Below are 15,028 nucleotides of genomic sequence, written 5' to 3'. Positions count from 1 at the left end.
CTCACCAGCTCAGCAGCACCAACTCGCAGGCCAGCCCCGGCCCCACGGCCAGCAGCAGGCCCGGAGTGCCGGGTGGTGGACGGCGTTCGGCGAGGGTGTCGCGCAGGACGTGGAGCACGGAGGACGAGGAGAGGTTGCCCACCTCGGCCAAGTGGCGCCAACTCAAAGCGAGTTCCTCGGCGGGCAGGTCGAGCGCCTCGGTGACGGCGTCCAGGATGCGGGGGCCGCCGGGGTGGCACACCCAGGCCGTCACGTCCTGCGGCTTCAGACCGTGGACGCCGAGGAACTCCCGTACGTCGTGGGCCAGACGGTGCCGAAGCACCTGCGGGATGCCCGGATCGAGGACGACCTTGAAGCCCGAGTCCCCGATGTCCCAGCCCAGGGCGCCGCCCGCGTCCGGGTACAGACGGCTGCGGGCGTCCACGATCACCGGGCCGGTGAACGGGTCCGCGCGGTCGGCCCCGCAGGCCACCACGGCGGTCGCGCCGTCGCCGAAGAGGCCGGTGGCGACCAGGTTGGCCGTCGAGGCGTCGCCGCGCTGGAAGGTGAGCGAGCACAGCTCGACCGACAGCAGCACCCCCACCTGGTCGGGCCGCCCCAGCAGGAAGTCGTGCACGCGAGCCAGTCCCGCCGCGCCCCCGGCACAGCCCAGCCCGAACAACGGCACCCTCCGCACGTCCGGACGCAGCCCCAGGCGGCCCGCCACCCGCGCGTCGACCGACGGGACGGCGACCCCGGTGACCGAGGTGAAGACCAGCAGGTCCACGTCGGCCGCCGACAGCCCGGCCGTGCGCAGCGCGTCCCGGATCACCCTGGTGCCCAGGTCGGTGGCGGTGGCGATGAAGAGGTCGTTGGCGGCGCCGAAGCCGTCCAGCGTCTCGTACCGGTCGAGCGGCAGTGTCATGTGGCGGGCGCGGACCCCGGCGTTGCGGTGCAGCCGGTCCAGCACCTGGCGGTCGGCTCCCTCGGGCAGACAGGCACGGGCCACCATGTCGGTGATCTCGGCCTGGGCGAAGCGGTACGGCGCGAGGGCACCGTGCACGGCGGCGATCCGTGTCATGAGGCTCCCGTACGTCGACCGATCAGGGTGGACTCAGCAGCCCTTCCCGGGACGGCCCGCCCGGCACCAGAGATCGCCCGTCCGGCCGTTCCGGATCGTGACGCGCCGGGCGGGCCCCTACGATCGCCGGGTGGTGACCCCCGAGCAGTCGACGATCCCGGCCCGCAAGGTCTCCGCCCTGGCCGGGTCCTGCCATCCCGGCCCGCTGGTGGTGGTCACCGCCCTGACGGCGGCGCTGGCGGTGACGGCCGGTCAGGAACCGGGCCGCTGCCTGCTCACCACCGGCGCCGTGCTGACCGGGCAGCTCTCCATCGGCTGGTGCAACGACGCCTTCGACGCCCGCCGGGACATCGCCACGGGCCGCCGGGGCAAGCCCGTCGCGGACGGTCTGGTCGAGGCCCGGGAGGTGTGGACGGCCGCGTGTGCCGCGCTGGCCCTGTGCGTGCCGCTCTCCTTCGCCTGCGGGTGGGCGGCGGGCGCCGCGCATCTGGCCGCCGTCGCGGCCGCGTGGGCGTACGACCTGCGGCTCAAGGCCACCCGCTGGTCCTGGGCGCCGTACGCGGTTGCCTTCGCCGCGCTGCCGGCGTTCGTCACGCTGGGTCTGCCGGGGCGGCCGTGGCCCGCCTGGTGGGTGCTGGCCGCCGGGGCGCTGCTGGGCGTCGGCGCCCACCTCGGCAATGTGCTCCCGGACATCCGGGGCGACCTGGCGACCGGTGTACGGGGCTGGCCGCAGCGGCTGGGCCCCGATCGGGTACGGCTGCTGCTGCCGGTGCCCCTGGTCACCGCGTCCGCCCTGCTGGCGCTCGGCCCCGCCGGGCCGCCCGGCGCCCGGCAGGTGGCCGCGCTGGCCGGGGCCGGGCTGATCGCGGTGGCCGGGACGGTGCTGGGCCGCCGCCGCGAGCGGGCCGCGTTCGTCGCGGCGGTCGCCGTGGCGGTGCTGGACGTGGCGCTGCTGCTGGGCGGCGGCGGCCTCGGAACCGGGGCATCCTGAGAGCGGGGAAGCCGCATCCGAGCGGCACCTCAGGACCGAAGTACCCCATGTGTCGCCCGGTGCCAGGGGCGGCATCGCCGCAGGAGGTGAACCATGCCCGACTCCTTGCCGCCGCCCGGCGAGACCCCGCCTGTCGAGGGATCGACCGCCGAGGCCCATCCCGAGCGGCCGGACGGCGGTCCCTTCGAGCACCCCCGGATCTGGCTGGCCCTCATCCTCGTCGGCTGCGCGCTCGTCGCCGCGTACTTCCTCGTCAGGATGATCGACCTGTGAGAGCCGCTCACTTCAGGCCGCTGAGCATGATCCCCCGGACGTAGTGCCGCTGGAGGAGCAGGAAGAGCACCAGGACCGGCAGGATGCTCAGGACCAGGCCCGCCATCACGATCGGCATCGTGCGCGTCGGGTCGACATAGTCCTGGAGCATCTGGATGCCGACCGGCAGCGTCATCACGTCCGGGTTGGCGGTCGACACCAGCAGCGCCCAGATGTACTCGTTCCACGCGTCCACGAACGTCAGCAGTCCCAGCGTCACCATGACCGGCTTGGTCTGCGGCACCACGATCCGCCACCACACCGCGAACTCTCCGGCACCGTCGATCCGCGCGGCCTCCAGCACCTCGTCCGGAATCGAGACCATGAACTGGCGCATCAGGAAGATCCCGAAGCCGTTGACCAGGAACGGCATCGCCAGCGCCACGATGCTCACGGTCAGCCCCGCACCGCCGCGGCCCAGCAGGTCGTTGCCGCCCGCCAGCGGCCAGTGCACCAGGATCAGGAAGTGCGGGATGAAGAAGAGGAACGGCGGGAACATCATCGTCGACAGCACCAGCCGGAAGATGAAGTCCCGCCCGGGGAAGCGGAGTTTGGCGAGCGCGTAACCCGCGAGCGACGACGTCAGCAGTACCGACACGTTGATCAGGGTCGTGGCGACGACGCTGTTGCGGAACAGCACCGGCAGATCGAGCTGGTCGACCGCCGCCCGGTAGTTGGACAGGTCGAACGCCTCGGGCAGGAACCGGTACGGCAGCGTGCCCGACTCACCCGGCCCCTTGAACGAGGTCATCACCATGTCGAGGAACGGCACCACGGTGAGCACGGCGCCCGTCACGACCAGCAGGTACGACAGCCACGGGAAACGGCGGCGGATCACGCGTCCTCCCCCTTGCGCCGGAAGACCCACAACTGCGCCAGGGTGACAAGAAGGATCACCACGAACAGCACGAAGGCGGCGGCACTCGCGGTGCCCCAGTCGCCGTAGGAGAACGCCTGGCGGTACATCTCCAGCGCGGCCACATTGGTCGCGTCACCGGGACCGCCCTTGGTCATCACGATGATCAGCGCGAACGACTGGAGCCCGGTGATGAACTGGGTGACGCACACGAACAGCAACGCCGGCCGGAGCAGCGGCAGCGTGATACGCAGGAAGACGGTCACCGGACCGGCGCCGTCCAGCGCGGCCGCCTCGTAGTACGACTCCGGGATGGACTTCAGTCCGGCGGTCAGGATGAGGATCGCCGTGCCGACCGACGCCCACGCCTGGACGACCACCACCGCGGGCAGCGCCGTGTCCGGGTCCTGGAGGAACGCCACCGAATCGAGCCCGACGGCGTTCAGGGCGCCGTTGACCAGGCCGCCCGGCTCGTACATGTACTTCCACACATTGCCGACGGCGACCACGGTCGTCACGATCGGCAGCAGGTACAGGGTGCGCCAGAGCCCCTGGAAGCGCAGGTTGTCGATGCAGGTGGCGACCAGCACCGAGCCCGCCAGCGCCAGGGCCACCGTGCCCAGCGCGAACAGCAGCGTGTTGGTGAGGATCGGGGTCAGGAACGTCGAGCCGTCGGCGAAGAGGCTCGTGAAGTTGTCCAGGCCGACCGGCTGGATGTCGCCGAGGTCGAACCCGGCCCAGCGGGACATCGACAGCAGCAGGGCGAAGCCGAGCGGCAGGATCAGGAAGACGGCGAAGAACAGCAGCACCGGCGCCAGGAACAGATAGGCGACGACCGCCTGATGACGCCGGGCCCGGGCGCGGGGCTCCACGGCCGTCCGGGCCGGGTCGGCGGAGCGCGGGCGCGGTGGCCGCGCGGTCGTCTCCGGGGTCAGGGCGTTCACCATGAGCGCGACACCTCCTGGTCGACCTGGCGGCGGATGGTGCGCAGCGACTCCTCCACCGACTGCTGGCCGGTCCACAGCGCCTCGACGTTCTTGCGCAGCAGCGACTTCGCCTGCTGCGCGCCCGGCACGTTCGGCTCCGGCACCGCGTACCCCAACGCGTCGAGAAACGGACGCAGGTTGGGATCGCCGCCCTTGCCGAGCAGCGTCCGCATGTCGTCGGCGCGACCCGTCAGCGAGCCCACCGACACCTGGAGGGCGCTCATCCGGGTCACCCTCGCCCCTTTGCCCACACTCACCCGGTCGGTGTTGAGCCAGCGCAGGAACTCCCATGCCTCGCGCGGGTGTCGACTGGAGGCGTTGACGCCCAGCATGAAGCCGGTGGCGAGCGTGGCTCGCTCGTCGCCCAGCTCCGGGACGGGCACCGGAGCCACGGCCACCTCGCGATAGGCGTCGCCCATCTGGGACTTCAGGCTGCCGGTCCACCATCCGGCGCTGATCACCATGGCCACCTGCCCGGACTGGAACGCCTTGTAGACATTGACACCGGGCTCGCTCGCCCCTCTGCTGACGAGACGGTGCTCCAGATCCAGCACGGCCCGCCCGGCCGGCGAGTCGATGGCGGTGCGCCTGCCGTCCTCGGACACGAAGGTGCCCCCGGCCGCGTTGAGGAGGGCGAGGGTCTGGCCGACGGTGGTGGAGTCGTCGTAGGTGGAGAGACCGAAGCCCTGGACCAGGGTGTTGCCGTACCGGTCGCGCCGGGTGGTGCGGTACGCGGTGTCCTCCAACTCCCGCCAGGTGCGCGGGGGGTGAGTGATGCCGGCTTCGCGGAGCAGGCGCTTGTTGTAGTAAAGGGCGTATGTCTGCGCCTCGGTGGGATAGCCGTAGACCTTGCCGCCGACCGACGCCGAGCCGACCGCCGCCGGGCCGTAGCCGCGGGTGATCTCCGCCGCGTCCTCGCGCGGGGCGGGGCGCAGGACACCGGCGCGGACGAGCTGGCCGTTCCACAGGCAGTACGGCTGGAGGATGTCGGCGCCCTGGCCGGCCGCCTGCCGGACCATGAACGTGGTCAGCAGGTCGTTGAACTCCACCGCCTTGGTGCGCACCTTCACGCGGTCGTGCGTGGCGTTCCACTCGTCCACCGGCCCCTGGAGAGCCGCCTTCAGCTCACCGCTCGCGTAGTGGGAGAGGAGGGTGAGGACGATCGGGTCGCCGGGCCGCCCGGTGCCCTGGTGCGGCGCGGCGCAGCCCGCGGCGAGCAGGGTCGCGGGGAGCGCCAGCGCGAAGCGGCGGCGGCTCAGCCCGCGCCGTGCGCCGGTCACCGCGCCGCCTCCCGGCGCAGCACACGGAACACCCGCGTCGTGCCGAACCCGGCCCGGCGGTACAGACGGGCCGCCGAGGACTGGTGATCGGTCCACAGGAACCACGCCGACCCAGCGCCCAGCGCCCGCATCCGCTCCAGGACCAGGTGCAGCAGTACGTTGCCGAGCCCGGTCCCGCGCATTTCGTCCAGCACCCCGAACGGGCCGAACCGCTCGACGACCGACTCGTACGCGCCGTGCATCGCCCAGCCCACCAGACGGCCCGAGGGGTCCCGTGCGACCACGATCCGGTCCAGCGGGGCGCCGTTCAGCAGGCACTCCCGGATCGCGCGCGCCCAGTCCGGGACGAAGTGGACGGCGGCGAGGGCGAGGAGTCCGGGCAGCTCGTCGTCGGCCGGGGTGCCGAACCGGTAGCCGAGCGCGGTCAGTTCGGCGATCCGGCGTCCGACCTCCGCCGGGAAGGCGTAGTCGGTCAGAGAGCGGTCCATCGCCACCGCCTCGTCCACGGTGCGGAAGCCCAGGGACGTAAGCAGCCCGGCCGCCTCCGGGTACGTCTCGGCGTCAAGACCGGGGAGGAAGTAGTTCGGGGTGTACGGGGCGAAGTCGACGCGGGTGCGGCCGTGGGCGAGCAGCCAGTCCAGGGCGTCGGTCAGCAGCTCGCGGCCCACACCGCGCCCGCGGGCGGCCGGGTCGACGAAGAAGAAGGGGAGCCAGCCCTGCTCCGGTTCCAGGTCGGTGCCGGACATCGGGATCAGTCGGCGTACCGCGTAGGCCGCGCCGACGAGGCGCCCGTCCTCCACGGCGACCCGGAGCCCGGCCGGGTCGAAGTTGGCGTCGAGCAGCACCAGCGAGCGGAAGCGGCCCGCGGTGACCGGGTCGGCGGGCGCGCTCCGGCACCACGCCGCCACCAGCGGCGGACCATCACCCGCCCGGAACCCGCGGATCACGGTCCGGGCTCTCGTCGTGGGATCGGTCATCGACGTCCTTCCATGCGCGGTCGCGGCCTTCAGGGATAGAGCAGTACGTCCTCACCGGCCCACCGGCCGGGCGGTACGGGCGGCTCGCACAGTGGCAGCGGGTCCTCGCCCGCGTCGACCGTCCGCCGCAGTCGGTCGGAGCCCCACAGGCGGTCGATGAAGTCGCCGGACCAGGCGAAGTCGTCCGGGTACAGCCGCCGCAGCGTGCCGAGCATGGCGACGGCGGTGCGCACGGGGGCGAACGCCTCGCGGTCCGTGACGTGGAGCTGGACCCCGCGCAGGGGGCGTCCGGCATGCTTGTCGAAGGTCGGCACGTAGCGCACCTCCCTGAAGTGCACCCCGGGTAGGTCGAGTTCGGCGAGCGTGGGCGCGAAGCGGGCGTCGATGTACGGTGCGCCGACGATCTCGAAGGGCTGGGTGGTGCCCCGGCCCTCGGAGACGTTGGTCCCCTCGAACAGGCAGGTGCCGGGGTAGACGACGGCAGTGGCGTACGTCGGCATGTTGGGGGAGGGCGCGATCCAGGGGAGACCGGTGGCCTCCGCGTCCATCTCCCGCCGCCACCCGGCCGCCTTGATCACCGTCAAGTCGACCTGCCGGCCGGCGACCTCGGCCACGGCCGACCTGTTGAGACACCAGGCGAGTTCCCCGCAGGTGAGCCCGTGCCGGATCGGCACCGGCGCCCGTCCGACGAAGCTCGCGAACGCCGGGTCGAGCAGCGGGCCCTCGCTTACGAGGCCGCCGAGGGGGTTGGGCCGGTCGGCCACCACGAACCGCACGCCCGTGCGCGCGGCCGAGACCATCAGGTCGAACATCGTCCATACATAGGTGTAGAAGCGCGCCCCGACGTCCTGGAGGTCGTACACCAGCGCGTCCACGCCACTGTTGATCAGCAGCTTGTCCAGCCGATCAACGTCGCACCGGTACGTGTCGTAGATCGGCAGGCCGGTGGCCGGATCGACCTCGTCCGCCTCGCTGCCACCCGCCTGGGCGGTGCCGTACAGCCCGTGCTCGGGGCCGAACAGCGCGGCCAGGTTCACACCCGCCTCCATCAACGCGGGCGCCGTCGGGCGCAGGTCGGGGAGCACGCAGGTGTGGTTGGTCACCAGCCCGAGCCGGCCGGGCCCGGCGAGTCCCGGCACCGCGCACAGCCGGGCGATCCCGGTCGTCATCTTGAAGCGGTCGTCCGCACTACTCATTCTTCGCCCCTTATCGGAAATTCTCTTGAATGTCCTGGAATTGGGCAATGCTGCGGACACTACCTCTCGGCGGGGGCGGGTCCCGGGCGGCGACGTTCGGCCGCCGGAGTGGAAACCCGTTCGATCCGCCACTCGCCGCCTGGCCGGGCTCTGTTCGACTGATCGGCCCATGTCCTGATCATTTGGTTGGCTGAAAAAGGCTCCCTTCCCTGGGGGTTGACGCGTCGCTGAGGGTTTGCGGGCGTTACCTCGGGGGCGGTGCATCCGGCGCGCATGGGACTTTTCCGGACCCGGTACCAGGCAGGAAGCCGGTTCTGTCCGCTATCACGGCCCGTCGTCCGGATGGTTGCTTCGCGACGACTTCAGGTCCATGGGGCCAGGAGGGGCCAATCGGAACTTGGCCCACCGCGGTGTGACTAGCATGTGGGCGTAACCGGCTGGAAGATCGCCTTCCTCCGAGGCGGCCGCTTCCGGACGCGCGATCGAGGCGTTCGGTCGCCGATTCTTCTGCTCGCAGACCGAGGGACCGCGGAATGTCAGTTCCTGCACCGTCCGTTCAACACCGCTCGACGGCCGTTCAGCGCAGCTCGTGGGCGGTGCCCGCGGCCGTGGTGGCGGTGACCGCCGTCGCGGCCGCCGTCGTGGTCGGGGCGGCGCCGTCCGGCACCCGCAGATGGACCCTGCTCGTGGCGGGGGCGGGCTGGGCGTGCGTCGCCGTGGCGGTGCTCGTCGGACACCTCCTCGTCCGCCGGGCCAGGCTCGCCGCCGCCGGCCAGGCCGCAGAGAACGACCGGCTCCGGGCGCAGGCGCAGCAAACGGCCGCGCAGACCGGCCACTTGGTCAACGTGACGCTGCCCTCCCTGCACAACCTGGTGCTGACCGGCAGCGGCGCCGCCGACGCGCTCGCGGGCGTGTCGATGCCCAACGACCAGAACCTGCGCCGGCTCGCCCAGCTCTCCGCCGGCGCCCTGGAGGAGGCCGTGGGCCGCGCGGCCGCCGCCGACGAGGAGTCCCGGCAGACCCAGGACGCGCTCGACGAGGTGCTGGCCGAGGTGGACCGGCTCGGCCGGGAGACGCTGCCCGCCGCCGTCGCCCGGCTCGCCGAGGGCCGTTCGGCGGACACCGTCCTCGGTGAACTCGCCCTGCCCCGAGTGCCCTTGATGCACGACCTGAGCGAGCTGTTCGTACGCGAACTGGCACGCAGCGAGCGACGCGCGGGCGGTGCCCGGATCGCCTCCACCAAGGCGCTCAGCCGGGTCCAGGCCAAGGCCGTCAGCATGCTCGCCGACCTGCGGGAGATGCAGGACGAGCACGACGGCAAGATGCTCGGCGACCTGATGCGGCTGGACCACAAGACCTCCCAGCTCGTACTGATCGCCGACCGGCTGGCGCTGCTCATGGGCGGCAAGACCAGCCGCACCTGGAACAAGCCGATCCGGATGGAGAGCATCCTCCGGGGCGCCATCGGCCGTATCGCCGCCTACCAGCGGGTCCGGCTGCACTTCACCTCCCAGGCCGCCATCTCCGGATTCGCCGCCGAAGGCGTGATGCACCTCCTCGCGGAACTGATCGACAACGCGGCCAACTTCTCCCCGCCCACCGACGAGGTCCACGTCTACGTCGAGGAGCACCGGGCCGGGATCGTCGTCACCGTCGAGGACAGCGGACTGACCATGTCCGAGGCGGCGATGCGGCACGCCGAGGGCGCGGTGGCCGGCAGCATGGCCGACCTCGCCTCCCTCCAGGGCACCCGGCTGGGCCTCGCCGTGGTCGGACTGCTCGCGCTCAAGTACCGCATCAACGTCAGCTACCGCCCCTCCTCGCGCGGCGGCACCGGCGTCGTCGTCCTGCTGCCCCGGCACCTCATCGCGCAGCAGCGCGATCCGTGGCCCGCGCAGCGGGAGGCGGCCCAGGCGGCCACCGTCCGGCCGGTCCCGGCGCCCGAAGCTCCCGCCCCCGCCCCGGCCCCCGTCATCGAGGCCCCTGTGGTCGAGGCGCCCGTACGCCCCGAGCCGCCCGTGATCGTGCCGGAAGCGCCCGAGCAGACCCGGCACGAGCCGCCCGCCGCCACCCCCAACGGGCTCCCCGTCCGCAAACCCGGCCGCACCATGAGCGACGCCGAGCGGGCCCAGCGCCCCGCCGGCGAGCCCACCCCGCCCCGCAAGCGGCCCGTGCACGACGTCGGCTCCCGCTTCGGCGCCTTCCACCGCTCGCGCAAGCCCTCGGGCGACACCCTGGGCGGCCGCCCCGACCCCGAGCCGCCCACCGCCGGGTAACCCCCGCCCCCACCCCAAGCCCCGCCGGGCCCGCGCCCGGCAGCCACGCCCCCCTCGTGCCCATGAGATTGGAGGAACGGGCCGGTGGCCGATCAGCCGGACACCACCGTCCCATCACCCATCATGCAGACCACCGACAACAGCCTCGTCTGGCTGCTGCAGAACCTGCTGGAGCAGACGCCCGGTGCCCGGCACGCCCTGGTCCTGTCGCGCGACGGCCTCAAGCTGTGCTGGACCCCCGACCTCGCCGCGGATCAGGCCGACCAGCTCGCCGCGATCTGCTCCGGCCTCCAGGCCCTGTCCCACGGCGCCTCCGTCGAGTTCGGGGACGGCTCCGGCGGAGTGCTCCACGCCATGACCGCCTTCCACGGCGGCCTGCTGTGCATCGTCGGCGCCGGTGAGGGCGCGCACCTCGCGGTCGTCGCCACAGAGGACGCCGACCCCGGCCGCCTCGGCGAGGAGATGACCGGGCTGGTCGACAAGATCGGCGAGCATCTGCGGGCCGCGCCCCGGCAGCCGTTCCAGGGGAGTACCCCGTCGTGACCCGCAAGCCGGTGGACACCGGTGCCCCCGACCGGCTGTACACGGTCACGAACGGGCGCAGCAGCGTCGACGACACCCTGGACCTGGTCACACTCATCGTCGCGGAGTGCCAGCCGACCACGGGCATGCAGTCGGAGCACACCCGCATCCTGACCCTGTGCCGGCACCCCACCTCGGTGGTGGAGATCTCCGCCGAGCTGGAACTGCCGATCACGGTCGTCCGCATCCTGCTGGCCGACCTGCTCGACACCGGCCGGATCACCGCACGCCACCCACCCGTGAACCCCTCGCTCCCCGATCCCGCCCTTCTCAAGGAAGTGCTCCATGGGCTCCGCAATCTCTGAGCTGCCCGCCCACCGCACGCCACTGGCCGACGCGGCGGAAACCGGTCTGAAGATCGTCGTCGTGGGCGGCTTCGGCGTCGGCAAGACCACGCTGGTCCGCTCCGTGAGCGAGATCCGGCCGCTGAACACCGAGGAGGTGATGACGGAGGCCGGCGTCGGCATCGACGAGACCAACGGCGTCGCCGCGAAGTCGACCACCACCGTCGCCTTCGACTTCGGCCGGATCAGCCTCAACGACACCATGGTGCTGTACCTGTTCGGCGCGCCGGGCCAGAAGCGCTTCTGGTTCCTGTGGGACCGGCTCTTCTCCGGCACCCTCGGCGCCGTCGTCCTCGTGGACACCCGCCGGATGGACGACTCCTGGTACGCGATAGACCGGCTGGAACACCACGGCACGCCCTTCGTGGTGGCCGTCAACCGGTTCGACGACGACGCGAGCCACCACTCCCTGGACGAGATCCGGCAGGCCCTCGCGCTGCCCGATCACGTGCCGATGCTCGACTGCGACGCGCGGGTCCGGCAGTCGGGCAAGGACGTGCTGATCACTCTCGTGGACCATGTGTACACGCTGGCCACGGCCCAGGAGGCGACCCCGTGACCGACCCCGGCCCCTTCTCCGCGCACCCGGTACCGCCGCCCGGCTGCCCCGCCCACGCCGACGCGGTGCGCCTGGCGGGCCTGGAGTACCAGCAGACGCCGTCGCAGATGTACCGGGCGCTGCGCCGCGAGCACGGCGCGGTCGCGCCCGTCCTGCTGGACGGCGACATCCCGGCCTGGCTGGTGCTCGGCTACCACGAGGTCGCCCAGGTCACCAGCCACGACGAGCTGTTCGCCCGGGACTCGCGGCGCTGGAACCAGTGGGACAACATCCCCCCGGACTGGCCGCTGATGCCCTTCGTCGGCTACCAGCCCTCGGTGCTGTTCACCGAGGGGGAGGAGCACCGGCGCCGGGCCGGGGTGATCACCGAGGCGCTGTCCGGGGTGGACCAGTTCGAGCTGGCCCGCGACTGTGAGCTGATCGCCGACGAGCTGATCGCCCGGTTCGCCGGCAGCGGCCAGGCCGAGCTGATGACGTCGTACGCGCACGCGCTGCCTATGCGGGCCGTGGTGCAGATGTGCGGTATGCCGATCTCCGGCGCCGACACCCAGCAGCTCGTCGACGACCTGCGGATCTCCCTGGACGCGGCCGAGGGCGACGACCCGGTGGCGGCCTACGGGCGTGTGGGCGAGCGGCTGGTGCGGCTGGTCCAGGACAAGCGGGCCGCCCCCGGCAAGGACGTCACCTCGCGGATGGTGCTGCACCCGGCGGGGCTCAGCGACGAGGAGATCGTCCAGGACCTGATCTCGGTCATCGCCGCCGCGCAGCAGCCCACCGCCAACTGGATCTGCAACGCGCTGCGGCTGCTGCTCACCGACGAGCGGTTCGAACTCAGCGTGTCCGGCGGCCGGGTCAGCGTGGGCGAGGCGCTGAACGAGGTGCTCTGGCTCGACACGCCCACCCAGAACTTCATCGGCCGCTGGGCGGCACGGGACACCCAGCTCGGCGGCCGTCAGATCCGGGCCGGCGACTGCCTGGTCCTCGGACTGGCCGCCGCCAACACCGACCCGGGACTCTGGCCCGAGGGACATGTCGGCGCGGAGAACGCCGCGCACCTGTCGTTCAGCAACGGCGAGCACCGGTGCCCGTACCCGGCTCCGCTGCTCGCGGACGTCATGGCGCGCACCGCCGTGGAGACGCTGCTGGAGCGGCTGCCCGACCTGGTGCTCGCGGTGGACCCGCACACGCTGACCTGGCGCTCGTCCATCTGGATGCGGGGGCTGACCACCCTGCCGGTCCGGTTCACCCCGGTCGACGGATAGCCGCCGTCCCGCTGGGCCCCCGGGGGAAGGGCCCAGCGGCACGGCGCGGGTCAGGCGGAGGTGGGGCTGAACCGCACCGGCAGGGCCTGGGGGCCGCGGGTGAACACGCCCTGCTCGACCGGGTCGAAGCCGTCGGCGAAGCGAAGGTCAGGCATGGCGTCCAGCAGTTGGGCGACGCCGATCTCGACCTCGGCCTTGGCGAGCAGCGCGCCCACGCAGAAGTGCCGGCCCAGCGCGAACGCCAGGTGGTCGGCGGCCGCGGAGAAGGCGTTGGTGGCGGTGAGGTCCTCGCGGAAGATGTCGAAGCGGTCGGGCTCGCCGTAGCGGTTCTCGTCCCGGTTGGCCGAGCCGATCAGGCAGGTGACGGTGACCCCGGCCGGGATGGTGCCGCCGCTGAGCTTCACCTCGGTCGCGGACTGTCGCATGATCATGTGCACCGGTGGGGTGAAGCGCAGGGTCTCCGCGAACGCCCGCGGGATCAGACCGTGGTCGGCCCGGACGGCGGCGAGCTGGTCGGGGTGGCTCAGCAGGTTGGCGAAGATGCTGGCGATCGCCTTGTCCGTGGTCTCACCGCCGGCGGCGAGCAGCAGGCTGCAGAACGCTTTGATGTCCTCGTCGCTCATCCGCACCCCGTCGACCTCGGCGGCGCACAGCACCGACAGCAGGTCGTCGCCGAGGTTCTCGCGGCGCTCGCGGATGATCGGCAGCATGTACTCCGCGAACTCCACGCGGGTGCGCTCGCCGGCCGCGGCCACCTCCTGGTCGCCGGACAGGTTGCCGAGGAAGGCGATGACGGCGGTGTACCAGCGGTGGAAGCGGGCGTGGTCGGCCTTGTCCAGGCCCAGCATGTCCGCGATCACATTGACCGGGAACCGGGTCGCGTAGTCGGTGACCAGGTCGGCGGAGCCGGAGTGCCGGAAGGCGTCGATCAGTTCGCGCGAGTTGCGCTCGATGACGGGCAGGAACTTCTCCTGGAGGTCCCGGCCGCGGAAGGCGGGGGCGACCAGGGCCCGGCGTACGGCGTGCTCACGGCCGCTGAGCTGGAGGATCGTCTTGCCGTGGACCGGCTCGATCTGCCAGTCGTAGTTGTCGGTGGTGAACTCGCCGTCCTTGTCCTTGAAGACGCGTTCGACGTCTTCGTAGCGCGAGATGATGTAACTCTGCGTGGCCTCGTGCCAGATGAGGGGCGCGCTCTCCCGCATCAGCCGGTAGGCCGGGTAGGGGTCCGCCGCGAACTCGGGCGAGAGGATGTCGGGTATCTGTGCCGCAGTGGTCATGATGCTCCGTCGGGACCGGGAATGACGTGTTCCGTAAGGTTATTGATCATTCGTCAGCCATGACAGCCCCCAATGGCTTCGAGTGGGGCACAGTGCTCGCCTTGGGCGGATACCGGCCGTCCCGCAAGCGGGGTGTGCGGTCGGTTCTTCGGCCCTGGTGTCCTGATCTGGTCGGTCCGGTGGGGTGCCGGGGGCGAAAACGGGGCGCACGGTCGGCGCACGGGTGCGTGGTGCGGAGTCATGCGCGCTCAAGTGAGGGCGTGGCGGCACATGCGCCGGACCGGCCGGATCGGTACAGGTCATATGCGGGTGAACCGCCGTACTCCGGGCACCCATTGGCCAGATGCTGGATGTTGAATGCCGTCAGGCATATGCCAAAGGCAGCACAGGCGATTATTGCGCGCTCTATTACTCATCGGTAGTCGATCGAACGAGTACCTCCGATCGTGGACTTTCCCTTAGTGTGATGAGTGTGAATGCACAGGGTCCGGGCAGTCTGGTTCCGACCGGCCGCACGGGAACTGTCATCTCGGGGGATGGAGCGATCCGCTCCTTCGTTCGGTCTGACGCACTGTTCGGATCGGGCAAGCAGTCCGAGGGCCGCGGAAACGGAATGCGTGGCGGCTCGGGAAAAAACAAGCTGATGTACGTACTGCCAAGGGGGGCGTCGTGGTCAATCCTTTCGACGATGAATCGGGCAAGTTCCTGGTGCTCGTGAACGAAGAGGGCCAGCACTCGCTCTGGCCGGCGACGCTCGCCGTGCCGGGGGGCTGGCGGGTCGAGGGTCCGGAGGGGTCGCGCCAGGAGTGCCTGGACGCGATCGAGGCCCAGTGGACCGACATGCGGCCCGCCAGCCTGGTGCGGGCGATGGCGGCCGACGGATAGGTCGACCCGCAGCCCCGGCCTGGCCGGGGTGTCATGCCTGGTCGTACGGTATTTCGCCGCCATGTGACCCCCTGGGCGCCGCTCTCGCCCCGGGAGGTCCTCGCGTCGGCGCGCCGGACGGCCGTCAACGCCGGCGAGACGCTCGCGCTGGTTCCCGTTCCCGCTCGCGGAGGTCCTGGCGGCCC

General features: G+C 71.7%; 15 protein-coding genes. 8 read left to right on the top strand and 7 right to left on the bottom strand.

The window, feature by feature from the left end:
• Position 1 precedes the first annotated feature (1 nt).
• The gene (locus OG448_RS02915; RefSeq protein WP_405551332.1) at positions 2–1,060 is read right to left on the bottom strand and encodes a type III polyketide synthase; all 1,059 of its coding nucleotides are present in this window, start codon (positions 1,058–1,060) and stop codon (positions 2–4) included.
• A gap of 130 nt (positions 1,061–1,190) precedes the next feature.
• Here OG448_RS02915 and OG448_RS02910 point away from each other — a divergent pair, with 130 nt between their 5' ends.
• Together OG448_RS02910 and OG448_RS02905 are read left to right on the top strand one after the other, a co-directional pair.
• On the top strand, positions 1,191–2,051 hold the full coding sequence (locus OG448_RS02910; protein ID WP_405551331.1) for a UbiA family prenyltransferase: 861 nt from the start codon (positions 1,191–1,193) through the stop codon (positions 2,049–2,051).
• Positions 2,052–2,144: 93 nt separating this feature from the next.
• The gene (locus tag OG448_RS02905; RefSeq protein WP_391294090.1) at positions 2,145–2,324 is read left to right on the top strand and encodes a DUF6480 family protein; all 180 of its coding nucleotides are present in this window, start codon (positions 2,145–2,147) and stop codon (positions 2,322–2,324) included.
• A gap of 7 nt (positions 2,325–2,331) precedes the next feature.
• Here the strand turns inward: OG448_RS02905 and OG448_RS02900 are convergent, their stop codons facing one another.
• The 5 genes from OG448_RS02900 to OG448_RS02880 are packed head-to-tail and all read right to left on the bottom strand — an operon-like array spanning position 2,332 to position 7,658.
• Complete coding sequence (locus OG448_RS02900; protein WP_405551329.1) at positions 2,332–3,201, bottom strand: carbohydrate ABC transporter permease; 870 nt, start codon at positions 3,199–3,201, stop codon at positions 2,332–2,334.
• Entirely contained in the window at positions 3,198–4,166 is a 969-nt protein-coding gene (locus OG448_RS02895; RefSeq protein ID WP_405551328.1) for a carbohydrate ABC transporter permease, read from the bottom strand. The genes OG448_RS02900 and OG448_RS02895 overlap by 4 nt, the downstream gene beginning before the upstream one ends.
• Positions 4,160–5,485 (bottom strand): ABC transporter substrate-binding protein, encoded by a 1,326-nt coding sequence (locus OG448_RS02890; RefSeq protein ID WP_405551327.1) that lies wholly within the window; start codon positions 5,483–5,485, stop codon positions 4,160–4,162. The genes OG448_RS02895 and OG448_RS02890 overlap by 7 nt, the downstream gene beginning before the upstream one ends.
• Entirely contained in the window at positions 5,482–6,462 is a 981-nt protein-coding gene (locus OG448_RS02885; RefSeq protein WP_405551326.1) for a GNAT family N-acetyltransferase, read from the bottom strand. The genes OG448_RS02890 and OG448_RS02885 overlap by 4 nt, the downstream gene beginning before the upstream one ends.
• A gap of 29 nt (positions 6,463–6,491) precedes the next feature.
• Complete coding sequence (locus OG448_RS02880) at positions 6,492–7,658, bottom strand: exo-beta-N-acetylmuramidase NamZ domain-containing protein (protein ID WP_405551323.1); 1,167 nt, start codon at positions 7,656–7,658, stop codon at positions 6,492–6,494.
• Positions 7,659–8,191: 533 nt separating this feature from the next.
• Here OG448_RS02880 and OG448_RS02875 point away from each other — a divergent pair.
• From OG448_RS02875 to OG448_RS02855, 5 genes are all read left to right on the top strand, one after another.
• Positions 8,192–9,934: an ATP-binding protein gene (locus tag OG448_RS02875; protein WP_405551322.1), complete on the top strand. Its 1,743-nt coding sequence runs from the start codon at positions 8,192–8,194 to the stop codon at positions 9,932–9,934.
• A 123-nt stretch (positions 9,935–10,057) separates the two neighbouring features.
• Positions 10,058–10,477, top strand: coding sequence for a roadblock/LC7 domain-containing protein (locus OG448_RS02870; RefSeq protein WP_405551321.1), 420 nt, complete (start codon positions 10,058–10,060; stop codon positions 10,475–10,477).
• Positions 10,474–10,821, top strand: coding sequence for a DUF742 domain-containing protein (locus OG448_RS02865; RefSeq protein ID WP_405551319.1), 348 nt, complete (start codon positions 10,474–10,476; stop codon positions 10,819–10,821). The genes OG448_RS02870 and OG448_RS02865 overlap by 4 nt, the downstream gene beginning before the upstream one ends.
• Positions 10,802–11,419 carry a GTP-binding protein gene (locus OG448_RS02860; RefSeq protein WP_405551318.1) on the top strand — a complete coding sequence of 206 codons (618 nt, stop codon included), beginning with the start codon at positions 10,802–10,804 and terminating at the stop codon, positions 11,417–11,419. Before OG448_RS02865 ends, OG448_RS02860 begins: the two co-directional genes overlap by 20 nt.
• Positions 11,416–12,681 (top strand): cytochrome P450, encoded by a 1,266-nt coding sequence (locus tag OG448_RS02855; RefSeq protein ID WP_405551316.1) that lies wholly within the window; start codon positions 11,416–11,418, stop codon positions 12,679–12,681. Before OG448_RS02860 ends, OG448_RS02855 begins: the two co-directional genes overlap by 4 nt.
• Before the next feature lie 50 nt (positions 12,682–12,731).
• Here the strand turns inward: OG448_RS02855 and OG448_RS02850 are convergent, their stop codons facing one another.
• Positions 12,732–13,958, bottom strand: coding sequence for a cytochrome P450 (locus OG448_RS02850; RefSeq protein ID WP_405551314.1), 1,227 nt, complete (start codon positions 13,956–13,958; stop codon positions 12,732–12,734).
• A gap of 669 nt (positions 13,959–14,627) precedes the next feature.
• On the opposite strand from OG448_RS02850, the gene OG448_RS02845 reads away from it, so the two are divergent.
• Positions 14,628–14,843, top strand: a complete 216-nt coding sequence (locus OG448_RS02845) for an MbtH family protein (RefSeq protein WP_405551312.1) — start codon at positions 14,628–14,630, stop codon at positions 14,841–14,843.
• Positions 14,844–15,028: the final 185 nt, after the last annotated feature.

The sequence above is a fragment of the Streptomyces sp. NBC_01171 genome (genome assembly GCF_045039805.1).
In the GTDB taxonomy this organism is placed as follows: domain Bacteria; phylum Actinomycetota; class Actinomycetes; order Streptomycetales; family Streptomycetaceae; genus Streptomyces.
Note: the sequence above shows the minus strand (reverse complement) of the source record. Positions and strands in the feature narration are given on the sequence as shown.